This window comes from Reichenbachiella agarivorans, from assembly GCF_025502585.1.
Lineage (GTDB): Bacteria > Bacteroidota > Bacteroidia > Cytophagales > Cyclobacteriaceae > Reichenbachiella > Reichenbachiella agarivorans.
Genome location: NZ_CP106679.1, coordinates 2,900,460 through 2,919,266 on the forward strand (window position 1 = coordinate 2,900,460; position 18,807 = coordinate 2,919,266).

The window sequence follows — 18,807 nt, forward strand, 5'->3', positions numbered from 1 at the left end:
TAAAATAGAAGGGCAATGAAAAAGAATATTAGTATCAATATCAGCGGTATCATCTTTCATATCGAAGAGGATGGTTACACCAGTTTGAAATCCTATTTAGAAACGATCAATCGGTACTTTTCGACTTATGAAGATAGTGTTGAGATCATTTCGGATATCGAAAGCCGTATTGCAGAGATATTTTTGAGCAAGCTTAGTGATGGCAAACAGATCATTACGATAGATGATGTCAATGCTTTGATCAAGACGATGGGTACCATTGCTGACTTTGATGCCATCGAGTCTGATGATGAAAAAAACACCCAAGAGGAGTCTGAGCCAGAGCCTAAAAATGAGCAAAAATCTCAGACTCATGTAGATACTGATCCTGCCAAAAAGAAACTCTATAGAGATGACAGACGAAAGGTTCTAGGTGGAGTGGCTTCTGGGATAGCTTATTTTTTCTCCATCGACCCCTTATGGATAAGGTTATTGATGGTGGCTTTGTTTCTCAACGTATTCAATTTTGGGTTTAGTGGAGGTGTTTTTTTGGCATACATTGTCCTTTGGATTGTGATCCCAGTATCTACAGATCTTGGAGATGAGGAGAGTGTCAAAAAGATGTTTAGAGATCCAGAAAACCAAGTCCTTGGAGGAGTGGCATCCGGGATTGCTGCCTATTTTGGTGTGGATATTACGGTTATTCGATTGTTGTTCGTACTATCTATCTTTTTAGGGGGCTCAGGGATTATCCTTTACATCATTTTATGGATGATAACACCGGTAGCCAAAAGTCTTACGGAGAAAATGCAGATGCAGGGAGAACCCGTCACCCTCTCCAATATCCAACAGACCCTGAGTAAAACAATCAAAACGACCGAAGGTGAAGAAAGTGCCTTTGTCAAAATTTTGCTTTTCCCGTTTAGGGTGCTGTCCGAGCTGTTCAAAGTGTTGGGCAAATTAATCGGCCCGATTTCCAAATTGGTATTTGATATTCTGAGAATTGCCTTTGGGATAGTGATCGTAGTGGCTGGTTTTTCTGGCATTATTGCTTTTTTAGCTGCTTTGGCCGTGTTGTTTGGCGTATCAACAATCGGGATGGATTATGGTACTGTGGTGCCGATTCCATTTGAAGTTTTGTCTCAGAGTTTTTCTGTTTTTGCTTATCTCTCTGCGATTATTTTGGCCGTGATGCCGATGCTGTTTTTGACTTTGATGGGAGTCTCGTTGTTGGCCAAAAGATGGGTGATCAGTGCAGCCATTGGTTGGTCTTTGTTGGGAGTCTGGTTAATCGGTTTGGTCATGGCGTTGGTGACGATTCCTGGAGCGGTAGCGAGTTTCAGGAATGAGGGAGAGTACAAGCAAAGCTTGGTTTTTCCCGTCCAAACGGATCAAGAATTGGTGTTTAGACTAAATCCAGATGATTTTAGAGGAATTAATACTCCATCCATGAGATTGAGAGCGAGCGATGACTCTGTTGTCAATTTGGTCATGATCAAAGAATCCAGAGGTAAGACCCGATCAGAAGCTATCGAAAATGCGAAAATGATAAACTACCGTGTGACACAGGAAGGGAATGAGTTCATGTTTGACCCCAATTACACGTTCATCGAAGGAGCCAAATTTAGAGCACAGCAGTTGAAATTCACATTGTATGTTCCGCTTGGACAGGTGTTTGTGATGGAGGAAGAGATGCAAGATGTGCTTTCATCAAGCTTCAATAGCTCCACTTATGGGATCATGGATGTGGATGGAGAGAATCGTTGGATGTTTTCAGACAGTGGGCTGAAGTGTATCACCTGTGAGTCTCCAGAATCTAATGAGGATACCATCCCAGCCGAGGTAGATTCTACAAGTGAGGCAGAGAAGATCACCTACTACGGAGAAAAAAGTGTGGGAAAGGAAAAATCTATGGTCTTTGAAATGAAAGACTTTGATCAGATCGATGCTCAGGGGATTTATACCATATACGTCGAAAGAGGAGATAAGTACAGTGTAGTGATCAAAGGAGGAGAAGACTTGCGAAAGGAAGTTGTGGTCAAACAATATGATCGAATCCTCGAACTGGATTTTATCAACAAGGAGTGGAATTTGCTTAAAGAACTGAGTGACGAAGAAAAACTTGAAGTGTATATCACCATGCCACGACTGAAAAGCGTCAAAAGTGCGGGGCTTTGCACTTTGCACATAGATCGCTTTGAGTCAGATGATTTTCAAATCAGTATGAATGGTGCAAGCAATTGTAAACTAAGTCTAGAGGTCAAGGAGCTAGAAGTAGACCTATCTGGAGCGGCGGTTTTAGAGCTGTCAGGACAGGCGGACTATATGTTGACCAAAGTGTCAGGTGCTGCCAACCTCAAAGCTTTTGGTTTGGAAACAAATGTATTAGAGATCAATGCCAGTGGTGCCGCGTCAGCCAAGGTCTATGCCAAAGACAAGTTAATAGCCAACGCATCAGGGATCAGCAGTGTGAGATACAAAGGAGATCCTGACTCTAAAAAAATTAATGAAAGTGGGATAAGTAAAATCAAATCCACCTTCGAATAAAGATTAGAATTCAAGTAAAGTGAGACCCGAACCAAGAAGTGGTTCGGGTTTTTTTATTTTAGTATTTTCAGACACCCATGCAACCCTTTGTGTAAAACATCCATCTTGCTGTTGATTGAGGATAACATGACTACCAACAAACATCACATACTAACTGATAGAGAGCTTGTTGCTTTGTGCAAAAAAGGTGACAAGAAGGGTCAGAGATTACTTTTTGAACGGGAGGCTCGTGTGATGTTGACGGTATGCAAGCGTTATATTGGTGATGAGAGTACGGCAGAAGAATTGATGTTGATCGCTTTTATGAAAGTCTTTGATAAAATGGATCAGTTCAAATCGGAGGGCAGTTTGCAAGGGTGGATTCGTCGAATCATGGTGACAACCTGTCTAGAATGGATTAGAAAAAACAAAGCGCTCTATAAAGAAGTGGATTTGCAAGATGTCGATCATCAGATTGATTATGAAGCCGCTACGACCAGTTTGGAGATTGATGATTTGATGCATATGGTTTTGGAATTACCACAGGGATACAGAATGATCTTCAACATGTACGCCATCGAAGGATTTTCACATCAGGAGATAGCTAATGAACTTGGTATCTCAATCAATACGTCGAAATCTCAATTGAGCAGAGCCAGAAAACTCTTGCAAGAGAAGATCGAAAGACAAGAAAATTATTTGAAACTAGTACGCAGAGACAATGGGAGCTGAAAAAATAGACGAGATATTCAAGTCTGCTTTGTCAGACAAGGAATCAGAGGTAGGTAATGACAGTTGGTCCAAGTTGGAAATGATGCTGGACAATCGCCCTATCAAGAAAGGAGGTTTGTGGGTGACATGGAGCACGGCTGCTGTCGTTTCTGTCCTGTTGATCGTAGGATGGCTGCATTGGAATGGTATGACAGAGGAAGAACACACCCAATTGGTATCACATAATTACACCACTCCTGACATGACTCTGGAGGCAAAACCAGTTCCTGATCTCAGTGAAGAACAATCCGTTGTACCAATGGTTTTGACTGGTGTTTCAGTCAAAACCAATAGGAAGTCATTCCCTGCCGCTACACAAGCCCATGATGATATAGTAGAAACTATTGAGGATGAACCGCAGATAGACGAAATTGCACAAGTGCAAGTAATAGAAGAGCAGAAAGGCGAAACGAGTATGCCGATCAAGATTACCTACAAAAAGGGGAGATTACAGAATAAAGACGTCACACTAGCAGTGAGTCCTATTGACAGTACCAGCAAACACAGGGTGAAAGAACTACTGAGCCAAGCCAAAGAGTTTGATCCAGGCAATGTATGGGCCGATATACGAGATGCCAAAGAGAGAGTCATGGAGGACCCCTTTGGATTACACAAAGAACAACGTCAAAAACTTAAATAAACTAATCATGAAGAAAACTACAATTATCCTGTTGATGGGATTAGTATGTCTATACCAAAGCGTACATGCCACAAATGATTCGACTAGAATCATAGAAGATACAGTGGTCATCGAGTTTGGGAAGCGAAGCAAAATGGTGATCATCACTGACTCTCCAGAAGACCTGAAAAAGTTGGAACAATTTGATATCAATCAGATGATCATGGATCTCAATGTCAACTTGGATAGCACGAGCAATTTTCATACTCAGATCATTATTGAAGACGAAACAGGGACCAAGTTCTTGAAGGACTCTGTGGATTCTGAAGATGGAGGTTTGGTTTATTATGGTGATGAAACTTCGTCTGATTCTGAATGGAAAGAATCAGATTGGGATGACTCTGATAATGGTGATTTTGATTTTTGGCCTTCTTCTGATGATGAAGAAAAGAGAACTAGAGGGGCATTTGAGATAGAGTTTGGGATGAACAATTGGCTACAGAAGGGGAAATTTCCTGACGCTACGGGTGAATTATACACTATCAAACCATGGGGGTCATGGTATTTTGGATTGGGACATACCAACCGGACACATATCACAGGCCCTTTGATGCTCAACTGGGGAATGGGTGTGTCATGGTATACCTGGAAGTTGGACAATACGAGTGTCAGAATCATCAAAAATGATACAGAAACCGTTTTTGTAGAAGACAATACTGTCAGCGGACTCAAGAGCAAACTATCCGCTACTTTCATCAATGCGACCTTGGTGCCGATGTTGGATTTTGGTTACACTGACAATAAAAACAAGTTTGGCTCATTCAAGAAATATAGCCAAAAGGGATTCAGAGTAGGGGCTGGTGGATACATTGGCTACAGGATTGATAGTTGGACCAAGTTTGTCTACAAAGACAATGGTGACAAGCAAAAGGATAAAACCAAAGGAAATTATTACCTCAACAATTTCAGATATGGGGTAAGAGCGCAGATGGGATTCCGAGGAACTGATTTGTTTGTCAACTACGATTTGAATCATGTATTTGCCGAGGACAAAGGTCCAGAACTCAACGGATTGAGCTTCGGCATCATCTTATAAGAATTAGCCCCTAGTCCATTGCTGATGACTGACAATGGACTAGGGGTCTATTAGAATTGCATAGGAACCTCCATCAGCAGGATGCGGGCATCGTTACTTGCTGTGATTTCAAAGCTCTCTGCTTCCCATATGCCAAGCGCATCCCTAGTGTTCAGTTCTTGTCCATTGATGTGAACCGATCCATCTAGTACCAATACATAGACTCCATTGCTGTCTTTTTTCTTCAAAGTATAATTGACACGTTTGCCTGTTTCTATTTGGGCAAGGTGAAACCAAGCGTCTTGATGAATCCAAACACCCTTATCATCAGGATTAGGAGATAGAATCTGTTGCATGCTGTTGGGCTTTACTTCCTTATCCAAGGTGATTTGATCATATCGAGGAGTGACATTTCTTTTGTTGGGGATGACCCAAATTTGAAGGAATTTCACTTCTTTATCTTGCATTCTGTTGTATTCGCTATGTACTACACCAGTTCCTGCACTCATGACTTGTACATCTCCAGCTTTGATTACGGCTTTATTTCCAATGTTGTCTTGATGCTCCAGCTCTCCACTGAGTGGTATTGAGATGATCTCCATGTTGTCATGTGGATGACTACCAAAACCTCTGCCAGCGGCTACTTTGTCGTCATTGAGTACTCTCAATGCACCAAAGTTCATACGATCCGGATTATAGTAGCTAGCGAAACTAAATGAGTGATGTGAGTTGAGCCAGCCGTGATTTGCATGTCCACGGCTATTGGCAGGGTGATATATGGTCTTCATATTATTTGTGTTTTTTGATTTGTGATCAGGTAGATGATTGAAACCTACCTGTTGAGTTACCTGATGTAGCATAGGTTCTTCTGATTTGTGGTTAGTCATTTGCTTGAAACCAAAGCCGGATGTGATTCCCATAGCTCCAAATATTCCTTGCTTGATGAATTTCTTTCTGTTCATGGCGTCTGATTTCTAGCGTGCTAACTTATTTCTGTAATATGAATGTATATACATGTATTATCATATATTTGTTGCAACGAATAAAAATATTTTTCATTTCATCGCTTCTCAATAGTTTAGGTGATATTTTGGACTTAGAAATGGTAAGTTATGGATGGTTTGAGTTTTGTCATTGCAGATACGGAGGAGACATTGGAGGCAGTTGAGCGCTTGGCATATGAAATATGGAACGAACATTTTCCTTCCATTATTGGTCAAGCACAAGTGGACTATATGTTGGAGAAATTTTCAAGCTTGGCAGCTATGCAAAATTTCCAAAAGGAAGGGTACATGTTTTATATCATGAAATCTGAGTCTCATCACTTGGGTTATTTTTCCTATAAGCTAGAAAAAAAGATGTTGATTTTGAGCAAACTGTATGTACATGCTGATCATAGAGGAAAGGGGATTGCTCGGGAAACAATGAAATTCATGGGGGCAATCGCAAAGAAAGAAGGAAAATTAACTGTTAGATTGACTGTGAACCGTGACAATTTAGGGTCAATCCAAGCTTATGAAAAAATGGGCTTTGAGAAAATCAGTGAAGTCGTGATGGATATCGGAGGAGGTTTTGTTATGGATGATTTTGTCATGTCTGTGGCTATAGATAAACTTATTTCTTTTACTAAATAAGTTGCCTGCTTTGCTATATTTGTTCATTATCTATAAACCATCTTGAATGAAAACCAATCTAACAGTTATCTTATTTTTGGCATTTGCCATTTTGTCGTCTGAACTGGCTATGAGTCAAGGTATCGAAAGTGACAGCAGCAGATACCCCTATGTACTTCCAATCTGGGGACAAAAGGCGCAAGATCGAGGTTTTGCAGACCAGTTGCAGTTGCCTTTTGGATTCAATGTCAATTATGTCAACGCATTCATGGATCTGGAGATTACAGAATTTGGGTTGACACTAGGAGGTCAGGATTTGAGTAGTATTATCAATACGGAAACACTCAATTTTACCAGTGTAAATGCCACTACAAATGGACTGAACTATAGAGCAGATGCTTGGGTATTACCATTTATGAATGTGTATGCATTGTTGTCTACTGTGACAGGAGGAACTGATGTGAGCTTACAGCCTACTTGGAAAAACTCAGTTGGAGAAACCATTTTGCAGTTGCCTGAGTTTTCTTCTAGTGTAGAATTTGACGCATTGGCATATGGGGTGGGAACCACCTTTATATTTGGATGGGAAGGCTATTTCTTGAGTACAGATGTCAATATCTCTCGTACAGATACCGAACTGTTAAAGGACCAGGTAGGGTATTTGACACTCTCTGCTCGTGTAGGTCATAGATTTTTTCTCAACAAAAACAACCGTGACTTATTTGTTGCTCCGTACTGTGGCATCATGTACCGCAATTTTATTGGTGCGAAAGGCAACAACGGTTCTATTAATCTTGACGAGGTATTCCCTGGTTTGCAAGAGAGTTTTGATACCAGAGTTGAAGATAAAGTCACTATGAATCAAGAGGAGATTGACATGTTGAGTAGTAATCCGATAGCCAACGCAGATGAAATCGCAAAGCTAAAGGCTGAGAATTTGGCTTTGAATCAAATCAAAAGCAAAGTAGATGAGAGTGGCGTGTTCTCTACGGAGATTGATTATTTCATTCGCAAGGAATTGATTCAGACTATAACATTTCAGTTTGGCTTCAATCTCCAGATCAATAAGCATTGGATGTTGCGTGGAGAATATGGTGTATCTGACTCACAGCGATTTTTGATGACTGGTATTCAGTATCGATTCGGAGTGAAAAAGCGCTCATAAGCCTATCGAGAAAGGTTGAAATAGTGATGCTTCTTAATATTGAATGAAGCTTAAGCCGTAGTTTATTTTCGAGGGCAAGTATTTATTGCAAAGCACTAATTTCTAGGATGTGGGAGGTAAAGAATTTCAAGTCCTCCCTATCATGACTTGAGATCACTACAATTTTTTGATTTTTTTTAAAATATTCCTTCAGGAAATCACAAACGCTTTTTTTTAGTTTCTGATCCAAGGCAGAAAAGGGCTCATCCAAGAGAATGACACTAGGATCATAGGCCAAGGCACGGGCAATGGCTACACGCTGTTGCTGTCCTCCCGATAGTTGCTTGACATTGGTAGTCAAGAATGGACGGAGTTCGAGTTGATCAAAAATCTCTTCTAGTTTTTCTGCGTTTATTTGTTGCGCAAACTGGATGTTTTGCGCAGCGGTCATGTGTGGGAAGAGAGCATAATTTTGAAAGACCAAACCTACGGATCTGGATTGTGGAGTGAGATGTTTTTTGGGTTGATCCCATATTTGATCTCTTAGTGTAATTTGTCCATCAAATCTATGGTTTAGACCCGCTATGGCTTGCAGCAGAGAACTTTTTCCTACGCCAGATTTCCCAAATAGTCCGAGTACATTTCCTTCTTCAATGTTGAATTGGGCATCGGTGCTAAAGGCCGAAAATTTCAGATGGATATCTACTTTTAGCATAGAATGGGTCGAGTAGGATTCTTTTGAGTCAGTTGCAATCCTAGCAGCACAAGGAAGGAAAACCCAAGGAGTATCAAAGCATATTGATTGGCCGTTTGGTAATTCATCATTTCCAATTCATGAAATATCGCAATGGAGGCTACCCTCGTTTCTTTGGGGATGTTGCCGCCTATCATTAAAATCACCCCGAATTCCCCTATCGTATGGGCAAAAGTAAGAATGATCGCAGATAGGATGGAGGGCTTTACATTGGGGATCAATACTCTGGTAAAGGTTGACCATTTGGTGACGCCAAGTGAGTAGGAAGCTTGGGTCAAAGAAATGGGTAAATTCTCCAACGCAGATAGGATAGGATTGATCATAAACGGGAAGCTAAACACCACTGATGCAATCAAAATCCCATGAAAACTAAACGCCAGACGACTATCAAAAATCTGCTGCCAAAACACTCCAAACTTACCCGCAGGAGAAAATGCCAGTAAGAAATAAAAACCTAGTACTGATGGAGGTAGTATCAAGGGCAAAGCGACCATCGCTTTGATGACTTTTTTGCCAGCAAAGTGATACATACACAGGCAATAAATGATAGGAGTACTTATGAGCAGTAGAATACCAGTGGTGTATCCTGCAAGTCTAGCACTGAGCCATAAAGGATTCCAAAACTCTTCCATTGTGGCTGCTAAGATAGGAGATTCAAGAATTAAGAATTGAAAATCAAGAATCGAAATTTGATAAAAAAAGCGACCCTTGTGTGGGTCGCTTTTGAATGTTATCTGATCACCAGTTTCTGTATTTGCTGTTGATTGCCTTGTTGTACCTTGACATGGTAGATACCACTCTGTAGTCGGCTATTGAATCTAACTGGGATACTCTGTGTACCCAATTGTGCTTCTACCATTTGGCTATAGACCATATGCCCCGTAATGTCAAAGATGACAATTCCTATGGGGCTGTTTTCATCCCCTGAGCTCAAGTTGATGTTGACATTGTCAGACTGAGTAGGGTTCGGATATAGCACAACTTCGATTCCTTGCTTGTATTGATCGTTGTTGATAGTGACAGGACCAAAAATCGTTTCTTTGCCATCATAATCTACTTGGATCAATCTATAGTAGGAAACACCGTAGTATGGGGTAGTATCTATGAATCCATAGGTGGTTTTGTTACTGGTGGTACCATTTCCTTCTACTTGACCTAGGTACTCATAGTTTTCACCATCTTTAGATCTTTCAATTTCGAAGTGATCGTTGTTCTGTTCTGATGCGGTCACCCATTTGAGTTCGACACCTGTAGATACCATGTATCCATCGAATGAAAGTAGATCAACTGGGAGTGCATCTTCATTTTGACCTCCTATTGTTAGGAATAACAAATTGAAAGAAGAGAGGGCTCCAGAAGTAATGGTACCTCCGCTGGTAGATGCGCCAGAAGATAAACCAGTTCTACCTCGGTCTGCCCAAGTATCATCATTGTCTACACCATCAGCCTGTCCATCATTGTCAAATATTGAAACGACTGTAGTCTGATTAGGTATTAATACTTGTGATTGTGTACCATAAGTTAGGCCGACTGTTGCAGCTTGAGCTGTTGAGGGGTGTATTACCCAATATTCAGCATAAGAAACAGTTGTAGTTCCAAGATTTGAGTAGTTATTACTCAAATTGGCAGATGGATTAATCATTACGTATCTGGCTGTCCAATCAGCAGCTCCTGGAGATACAGCCTGTACAGTAACGGGTGCAAAAGTAGAGCCATCTCCTGTTGGGAAGATGAAGTTTCCTCCTGATGGGATTGAGTTTTTTCTTACCACACCGTCTACAAAACTCGCGCTGCTACCACCTATATAGGTAGCTGATGGACCGAAAATTAATACACTGTTGATTGTAAATGATGTTGATTTGAAAACTGTATTGTCTGTTCCGATAATACCATCTATCAGCGAAAGACTATTATTAATCTGTAGGGTGGAAGATATATTGATAGCGATACCAGGAGCACTGTTGTTGATCACAACATTAGCCATATTGAATCCACCACTAATATTTTGAGAAGTATTACCCAAAAAGCTTACCTGTCCAGCATTTCCCCCAGAAGAACTAATAGTAGTATTTGTTCTGCTCAAATCTCCAAAGAGCTCAAACTGGCTGTTGTTGGCAGTAGTCAGGACACCATCTATCAAACTTACGTTTCCTTCTACTCTGAATATACCATCTTCAGCCATATTGACTGTACCATTGTTTTGGATGAAATCTCCTCCAACTGTAAATGTTCGTTCAGCTGCAAGGTTCAAAATACCATCGTTTACGATTAAGTCTTCACAAATGGAGATATTACTATTTGTAACGAAAGTTTTGGTGCCACTACCGTTCAAAGTGAGTTGTCTTACCTCATTAGCCTCTACCATGATCGTATAATCGCCTGATCCTCCATACTCAAGTGCACCACCAGTGCAATCAAAGAAATTGAGATAATCACCCGCAGGCAATGCCGCTGTAGTGCCATCACTGTTGATACGAATAGTACCTGTTCCGCTCACTTGACCCAAGATATGACCGTTAGTACCGTCTATTTCTAATACTCCATCAGAAGGGATGATCAATCTACTGAAACTAATGTAGTTGGTATTCAATGACATGGTTTTGCCAGCCGCTATTTCAATAGCTCCACCAGTCACTGCAGTGAGATCAGTTTGTCTCACATCTCCATCTGCACCATTGAATACACCATCGTCATTGTTGTCATAGAAGTAGTTGTCAGCAGTATTGTAATTATTGTTTGAATTAGCATCAAATATCAATGTTTCAAATGCATCTGGTATAATATCAGGATTACCTGCAAAATACTCCCCAGAGAAATCACTTTCTGAAACAATAGGGAAGGTGATTGTATTGATTACAATGTCCATGGTATTGTCGGGATCAGGGTCTGATTCGATCATGCCATCGCCATCTGTGTCTGGGAATGGGTTTTGTACTGCTAAATTGGGATCAGAGAAGATTGCCCTTGCAGCTCTATAAGTGTCTTCAGCATCTGTACCAATTACATCATCATCGTAACTAGCCACCACATCTGCATCAAAGTTGGTCAGACCTGTGCCATTGATCAACCAGTGGTATTGCAATATGGCATCCTGTATTGCTTGATCTTCGCTGAGCATAATTGGTGCGACAGCATTTCTAGGTCTGATTCGTAATCTACCTGCAGTAGAACCAGAATTACCTCCTCTACTTGTAAAATCAACCAAAACAGGCGTATATCTGTTGCCTTCTCCAACTGGGAATACGATGTCTGCGGTAGAATTGGCAGCAAATTCTTTTTCCAATCCAAAGTCAATAATAGAACTGTTGGTCTGAATTTGATTTTCCTCTCCAAAATGAGACAAAGCAGAACCTTCGCCATTGCCGTTGGTGATGGTTGCAGAGCTAGTAAGTAATAACAATGCTGGACCAATATCCAATACACCTTCACTTAGCGTGAGGTTGTTGTTGATATTAAACTCTTGGTTAGCATCTGGCAAAGCCACACCATCACTGTTGTCGATGGTTAAGTTTCCAAATACGCCAACATTAGAGGTGGATAAGACTTGTGATCCAATAGTTCTGTTAAATATAACCCCACCATTGACTACAGTACCATTGGAAGTATGAGTAGCATTGTTGACCAAAGTTTGGCCAGAGAAGTTAATCATATTTCCGTTGTCTGCCAAAATACCAGCAGAGAGGAGCATAGTTGCACCTGACACTTCTATATCACTCATCAAGTTCAAGGTACCCGTACCAGTTTTTTCGAAATTATAGAACTTGACTGCACTGGTACTAGACACTTGCTGGCTAGTTGCATCTGCAATGTTGAAAGTAGTTTTGTTCAAACCTGGCGTGTATTTGGCCGTGTTATTGATAATTAAATCCCCTTTCAATGTCAGATCCAAGTTGTTGGATCTGAACTCTATGTCATTTGACAATGTCAAGTCTCCATTAATTATCAGTGATCTAGTTTTGAGTTGGACTACTTCGCTTTCTACTCCTGATGTACTTAATATATTCAGGTTGTTCAATGGAATCGAGCTATTGATACTAAAATTGTCATCATTGGTCTCATTGAGATCAATGTAGATGGTAGAACCAGTCAAGTCATAGGTGTCTGGTTGTAGTAGCAGAGAGGCTTTGATACCATCTGTGGCAGTTACTCCATTTTGATTCTTGAAGATCAACGAGCCACCTGTATGAACAAAATTACTACCACTGTTTATGATTTCAAGCATGCCTCGTCTTTTGTCTCCATCAGTAGCAGCACCGATTTCAACTGTTCCATCAGTGATGGTCAAGTCAAGTGAACCTGCATCGGAGAAGAAACCACGTCTGATTTGTGAACCTACAGACAGAGTAGAAGCAGCATCTGTAACCATGATTTGCGCATTGCCATTAGCAGAATATTCTATAAAGTTGTTACCATTTCCTATTCCAGTTGACATATCTAAGTTTCCTCCACTGAGGATAAGACTACCATCTAAAATCAGACCTGTATTATCTCCTTCTATACGTGCAATACCTTGTTTGATTTCTAGAGCTCCAGATCCTGACGAAGAATTTGCGTTATTGGTATTTGGTAAATAGAAATCACCAGTTGAAGCGTCAGTCAAAGTGATATCGATACCTGAATTGTCTAAAATCAGTGTTCCATTTACTATTTCAATCGGTTGTTCTCCGATTTCAGATGGAAGAGGGATGTCTATTGCATTGTTTATTGCGAAGCTTCCAGTTTTATCTGTGCCTTTGTTCATTACAATGCGGTACAAATTAGGAGTTACAGATGCTGATGAATAGTTGATAAAAGTTTTGGAATCAGAGCCTGTAAGCTCAAGAATAGCGTTATTGTTTGTACCAGTTCCGTTATAAAGATTTAAGGAAGAGGTTCCAGAAAGTCCCGTTTCGATTTCAATATTGCCTGCCAATAGTATCTTGTGTTGAAATCCATTTAGGTTATTGTTTTCAACAATGAAATTAGCTGTACCTGCGCCATTTCCATTTTCAAGTTTCAAGTCGCTATCCATGGTAATAGTAACTTCTCTATCATCACCAATTTCCACCCAACAACCACTATTATCTTGCCAAGTGATTCTTAAATCTCCTTTGATATGGGTATCATGATTTAGTCTCCAGTTGGCACCACGATCCATTCTTACGTCCTGATTGATAGTAATAGGAATGGAAGTTTGAAGGACACGATTGGTTCCTCCTTCTGCCTCCATTCTTAATCTTGGATACACTTCAACATTACTCATCATGTTTACAGTGTTGTTGTTGCTCGTGACTTGGTAGATAAAAGTACTGTTTGGTTCGTCAGACCATGCTACTAAGTCCGTCTCTCCAATAAACTGAGGAGAGTTGGTTGATGTCACTTCTAAATAAATTTCGCCTTCTCCTGATACGACTCCTAAGTTTAGATTTGCGTTAGTTTTCGTAACCCAGAGTCTTGGAGGATAACCACCATCTGAAGCATCAAATCTTAATTCTGCAATTTCTATGTCTACATTTGCATTAACCCAGTGGTTCTGATTTAAATTACCATAGCTCTGTATGACAGCAATATCTCCTACTTGTGGGTAACCATCGTTACCACCAGCGGTTCCATCAGCATTGTGAGTCCATTTAGTTTGATCATTCCAGTTTCTGCGTGAGTTTAATTTTGTGTAATAGATGTCTGGTGATCCTACAAATCTCGTAGCTACGCCAGCTGTAAAATTGCTATTATTCAAAGTAAACCCTGCGCCATCTCCATCAAACAAGATCGAAAAATCCGTGTTCTGAAAGCCAGGATTAGCTGGATCTGTTACTGTGTTAGCTTCAGAACTACGTGTATAGGAACCTCCATCTAATACTTTTCCTGAAACATAGGAAGTGAGATTGGCACCAGCAGAAGGATCATCCATGTCATTGCCAAAGAACTGAATGAAATTAAGCGTAGGATCTACATCGAAACCTTCGGTTTTCACTTTCCAATAGTAAGACAATATTTCACCTCCAGATAGATTGGTGGTCTGTAGCTCTCCTTGTACTGGATTGATCGTAATATATGCTTCACCATCTTCTCCTAGATCACCTACATTGGACATGCTCAATAGAGCAGGAGTATATTTTGAAGTGGCAGCCAATCCAGTGGTACCGATTCCAAGTGGGAATAAAAAGTAGTCATCATTAATGGCATCTAGCGTCGCATTTCCATTTATGTTGTTTGATACTACACCAGCAGGATTGACAGCAGAAGTAATACGCAAACTCAACCCTCCATCAGAAACTTTACCGTCTGTAATGATCATATCCTCTACAGAAAAACATCCCTGACAACTCTCATAATCTGCTGTGCCACTCAATGCAATGTCTAATTCCTCAATTTTTAGATTGTGCTTACCAATGTAGAGTCGGCCATTCTGGAATTGTAAACGTTTGATTGTTACACTGTTATCTAATGAAATTGTACCGTTTGCAGAATTCAGTCTGAAGTTTCCGAAGATTGCCCCTGGTTCTGTTTCTATAGTAAAATCATTAGCTCTGAATTTCAATAGGGCACCATTTTCTGTTACTCCAGATTCAAAAACACCCATAGAACCTGCATTGTAAACATCTCCGTAGAATCTTAAGCTATTTACGCCTTGATCAAGAGTTCCCGATTCTATTCGGATAGAACCTAATTCTGCAATACGAAAGGCATTGTTATTACCTGATATTTTGTTGGGTGCAGTGATGGTAACACTTGCATTTGCTCCCTTATTTACAATTACATTGTGAAAGAGTTGTTCGTTGTTGGCTTCTCCATCATTAATCAAGTTAGACAAATTGAGCGTGCCACTTAATCCGGAATTAAATGTAGTTGTATTTTGATGTGTACTCGGAACAGTTGCATTTCCATTGGGTAAGCTAATTGGTAATAATGCGGCATCTCCAAAATAATACTGGGCATTCGCTGAAATGGTAAAATTTCTACCAATAGTTACATTTTGTCCTAAGTGGTCAAAACGTATAGGGTTTGTACCGTCTCCAATGGTAAGGTCATTCAATACAACTAAAGGCTGTGCCTCTAGCGATGAGAATGCAGGATTATTGGACTGACCACCTGATAGAAATACAATATTGTCATCTGTTGGCTGAATATTGACAGTCGTGTTACCATCTACATCGTTGATTGCTCCACCTGCAGAATTGGTCATAATGACATTGTAGAATGGAGCTGTAGATGTGACTTTGAATGGAACGGTATTGTCCATGTTCATAATTACCGTTCCTCCTGTTACCTCATAGTTTTGAGCGGATGATGCTATGTAAATACCACCACCAAGGTCATCTGTTTGAATATTAATATCAGCTCCTGTACTGTTGAAGTTGGATCGGCGGATATTCAAAGTACCCCCTGACATCCTGAATACATTTGTAGGGTGTGTTAGGTTGAATACATAATAGTTGGATTGAGTACCTGTTGATCCAGTGCTCACCGAACCTACCCCCGATCCACCATTGAGAATGACAGTACCACCAGTTTGTAAATAACTACCCACATGATTAGCTCCGTTTACTGAAGTTCTAATTTGATTGGCATAGAGTGTTCCTCCAGATATTTCTATTGCTCCAGCATCTCGCATAGTAATCCCAGAGTTAACAAGAAATTCTGCTGATCCAGATGATATTTTTACTGTTCCATAAGCAACGACAGCTGTACCATTTACCTTTTTTACCTCTCCACCGTCTACCCATAGAGCTGACAAAGATGAGACAGAGTAGTTATTAGCTGTATTCAATACAGGGATTTTAACATTGGTACCGAGTTTAACTGTACCGGTGACTAGTCCAAGCGCATTGTTGTTTGCTCCACCTATACCTAAATCGGAATCAATATGGTAGTTGGCTCTACCATTGAGATTAAAGTACCCGTCTGCGCTGGCTGAGATCGTTAGTACAAATGTAGGAGACGATTTGTCAACTTCTATTCTGTAGAAGTGTGATAAACCATTACAGTTCAACGTTTGATCTTTGACAGAATTGAGAAAATTCAGGTCTACTATACCATCAGTAGCGTCTGATGTATAGGTTGGTGTCACTCTTTGAGTAAATGCCAAGGAACCCGCATTGGTGAAATTACCATAACTGTTGAATTGGTGTCTTTGATTAGCTGTACCAGTAACAATCGATCCAGTGGCTGAAATGGATACATCGTTGATTACGTCGATGCTTAACGCAGTATCGGTGAAGGTAATGTCAGCAAATGTTTGAGCTGCATTTCTATGAATTTGTAAACGACCTCTTGTGATATTGAGATTGTTAGTCAAGTAAAGTGCACGTTGTAGTATAACCACATCTGTTACATTTGTCATATTGACGGTCATACTTCTAGAAACAGCTCCGTTTGGTCCTGCAGTGATTGTCCCACTCAATGTTTGATTTAGAACTAGTGGAGTCCCACTGCTTGCTGTATTTAGTGTAATAGTTCCTCCTAACAATTGATCAGCAAAAGCACTGTAATTACCCGCAGGTAGATTTTCTACATAGGCAGTCGCACCTGTATTGGGTACACCTTGGATAGCCAGAGTCCCTGCACCCGAGATAATCCCCATGTTGTGCCCAGTGGAGGTTAGAATATTTAACCTACCTGATCCTTTGATGCTCAGCGATTGTGTTTTTACACCATTTAAAATAGTAGAGCCATCTAGCTGATACATGCTAATTGTACGGCCAGCAGTAATGATTACATTGTCACCTGATCCTGGTATTTCACCACTTGGATTGCTGTAAATAGGCGTGGTTGCTCCATCAAGTGTCCAAGAGCTTGGGTTACCCCATGCTCCAGTTTGAAAACTGTACCAAGTTTGCTGTATGTCACCTAAGGGACTGACGCTGTTATCATTAGTGGCTACAGTGTAGTAGTTACCATCAGTTATCGTTACGTTGGAGAAAGTAATTGTATTGGCTACATCATCAATTACTGGTGTGTTAACAATTTCTGTCCAAGCACCACTACCTGTTGTAGCACGTGTAATCAGTCTATAGTTAGAAGCGGTTGCCAAGGAGACATCTTGCAAACCTGCATCATCTAAATCAAATGTAATATTGACTGTTAGAGAATTGTTTGCGTCATTTTTGTCTAAATACCAAGTGCGTCTCATTCTAGCTGGCATAGAGCCAGTTATACCGTTGATATCATTATCAAGTATGGCATTGGTCTTGATTCTGTGGCCAGCGAAAAGATAATCCCCATCTTCTAGTCCTGTGTTGCTGGCAAGTGTCAAACCTTCCTTGTTGGCAGTGTTGACAATAGCAGTTGCGTTGGCTCTGCCAATACCAAATACTCCAAAGTCATGATTTTGATTGGCTACTTCATCTCCATGGTAATAGTCATTGACCGTAGGAAGATTATACCTTGCATTAAGGTAATTTTGAATGATAATATACTTGGCATCATTGATTTTTTCAGTAAAAACGAAAACTTCAGCAATCTCACCATCATAATATTGACCAGAACCGCTGCTACCAAGCTTGAAGGAATTGTTTCCAGTATTACTATTGTATGAGATGCTATTGGTAGAAGTGATTTGTTGGATGAGCTTACTATTGTCATATAACCATACCTCTTTGGTAGAAGGATCAAAACCATATCTCGCAAGGTGGAAATTGTCAATGGTGAAATTATCGGTGTACGGGCCTTCAGATGATACAACGGAAAAACTACCAGGATTGGTAGATACAAAAACCTGCAGATCATTTAACTGATTATTGTCGGCCGGAGTGCCATTTCCTCCGTTTGATAGGAGGGTTAGGAATGAGGTATTACCAGTTGTTCTTGGGAATTGTGCAATATAACCTGAGTTGGTTGATGGTTGTTTGAATACAATAAAAACATCACCTATTTGATCAGGTGCATCTGTGTTGAGTCCAAAAAAATCAGCTGTATTCGAGCCTCGCAGATAGGAGTTGGATGACGAAACAAAGTCTACCACAGCTTGCTCGTTGAGCTCACTTGAAGCAGATATGAACGAAGGTCTGTTACCAATGGTTGGTTGGGTCATGTGGCGAGAATTTCCACTGAGATCTTGCCATGTTTGTACTTTGTTGTCAATAGTAGAAATACCCTGATCGGCTCTTAACCATAATTCCAATGTAGAAGACCCGTCTGTTGTTCCTATACCTGCAGGACCAGTTTGGGCAAACATTGCGATTGGGATCAATAAAAGGATTCCAAGTAAAAATTTTCTCATGATAGGTGCGTGACTAAGTTTGAAATATTAAGGTTGTTTCGTTTTGTATTCTTCAATGTTCTTTTGGCAATGTGGTTGTTGAATCAATTCCCATATGAACCATGTAAAAAAATGATTTTTTGGGA

General features: G+C 40.4%; 10 protein-coding genes. 6 read left to right on the forward strand and 4 right to left on the reverse strand.

Features of this window, described 5'->3' with window-relative positions; genetic code table 11:
• Positions 1-15 precede the first annotated feature (15 nt).
• The 4 genes from N6H18_RS12195 (at position 16) to N6H18_RS12210 (ending at position 4,991) form a co-directional block, all read left to right on the forward strand.
• A complete protein-coding gene (locus N6H18_RS12195) occupies positions 16-2,526 on the forward strand; it encodes a GIN domain-containing protein (protein ID WP_262308555.1) in 2,511 nt (836 codons plus the stop codon).
• 126 nt (positions 2,527-2,652) lie between these two features.
• Complete coding sequence (locus N6H18_RS12200; RefSeq protein ID WP_262308556.1) at positions 2,653-3,237, forward strand: RNA polymerase sigma factor; 585 nt, start codon at positions 2,653-2,655, stop codon at positions 3,235-3,237.
• Positions 3,227-3,916 (forward strand): hypothetical protein, encoded by a 690-nt coding sequence (locus N6H18_RS12205; protein WP_262308557.1) that lies wholly within the window; start codon positions 3,227-3,229, stop codon positions 3,914-3,916. The genes N6H18_RS12200 and N6H18_RS12205 overlap by 11 nt, the downstream gene beginning before the upstream one ends.
• Positions 3,917-3,923: 7 nt before the next feature.
• A complete protein-coding gene (locus tag N6H18_RS12210) occupies positions 3,924-4,991 on the forward strand; it encodes a hypothetical protein (protein WP_262308558.1) in 1,068 nt (355 codons plus the stop codon).
• Between the two features lie 50 nt (positions 4,992-5,041).
• On the opposite strand, the gene N6H18_RS12215 is transcribed toward N6H18_RS12210, so the two are convergent.
• A complete protein-coding gene (locus tag N6H18_RS12215) occupies positions 5,042-5,932 on the reverse strand; it encodes a pirin family protein (protein WP_323131507.1) in 891 nt (296 codons plus the stop codon).
• Positions 5,933-6,082: 150 nt separating this feature from the next.
• Between N6H18_RS12215 and N6H18_RS12220 the strand changes: the two genes are divergently transcribed.
• The gene (locus tag N6H18_RS12220; RefSeq protein ID WP_262308559.1) at positions 6,083-6,604 is read left to right on the forward strand and encodes a GNAT family N-acetyltransferase; all 522 of its coding nucleotides are present in this window, start codon (positions 6,083-6,085) and stop codon (positions 6,602-6,604) included.
• A 46-nt stretch (positions 6,605-6,650) separates the two neighbouring features.
• Positions 6,651-7,748 carry a hypothetical protein gene (locus N6H18_RS12225; RefSeq protein ID WP_262308560.1) on the forward strand — a complete coding sequence of 366 codons (1,098 nt, stop codon included), beginning with the start codon at positions 6,651-6,653 and terminating at the stop codon, positions 7,746-7,748.
• Between the two features lie 82 nt (positions 7,749-7,830).
• On the opposite strand, the gene N6H18_RS12230 is transcribed toward N6H18_RS12225, so the two are convergent.
• From N6H18_RS12230 to N6H18_RS12240, 3 genes are all read right to left on the reverse strand, one after another.
• The gene (locus N6H18_RS12230) at positions 7,831-8,442 is read right to left on the reverse strand and encodes an ABC transporter ATP-binding protein (RefSeq protein ID WP_262308561.1); all 612 of its coding nucleotides are present in this window, start codon (positions 8,440-8,442) and stop codon (positions 7,831-7,833) included.
• Positions 8,436-9,113: a molybdate ABC transporter permease subunit gene (gene modB, locus N6H18_RS12235; RefSeq protein WP_262308562.1), complete on the reverse strand. Its 678-nt coding sequence runs from the start codon at positions 9,111-9,113 to the stop codon at positions 8,436-8,438. Before modB ends, N6H18_RS12230 begins: the two co-directional genes overlap by 7 nt.
• Before the next feature lie 98 nt (positions 9,114-9,211).
• On the reverse strand, positions 9,212-18,682 hold the full coding sequence (locus N6H18_RS12240; protein WP_262308563.1) for a T9SS type A sorting domain-containing protein: 9,471 nt from the start codon (positions 18,680-18,682) through the stop codon (positions 9,212-9,214).
• Between the last annotated feature and the right edge of the window lie 125 nt (positions 18,683-18,807).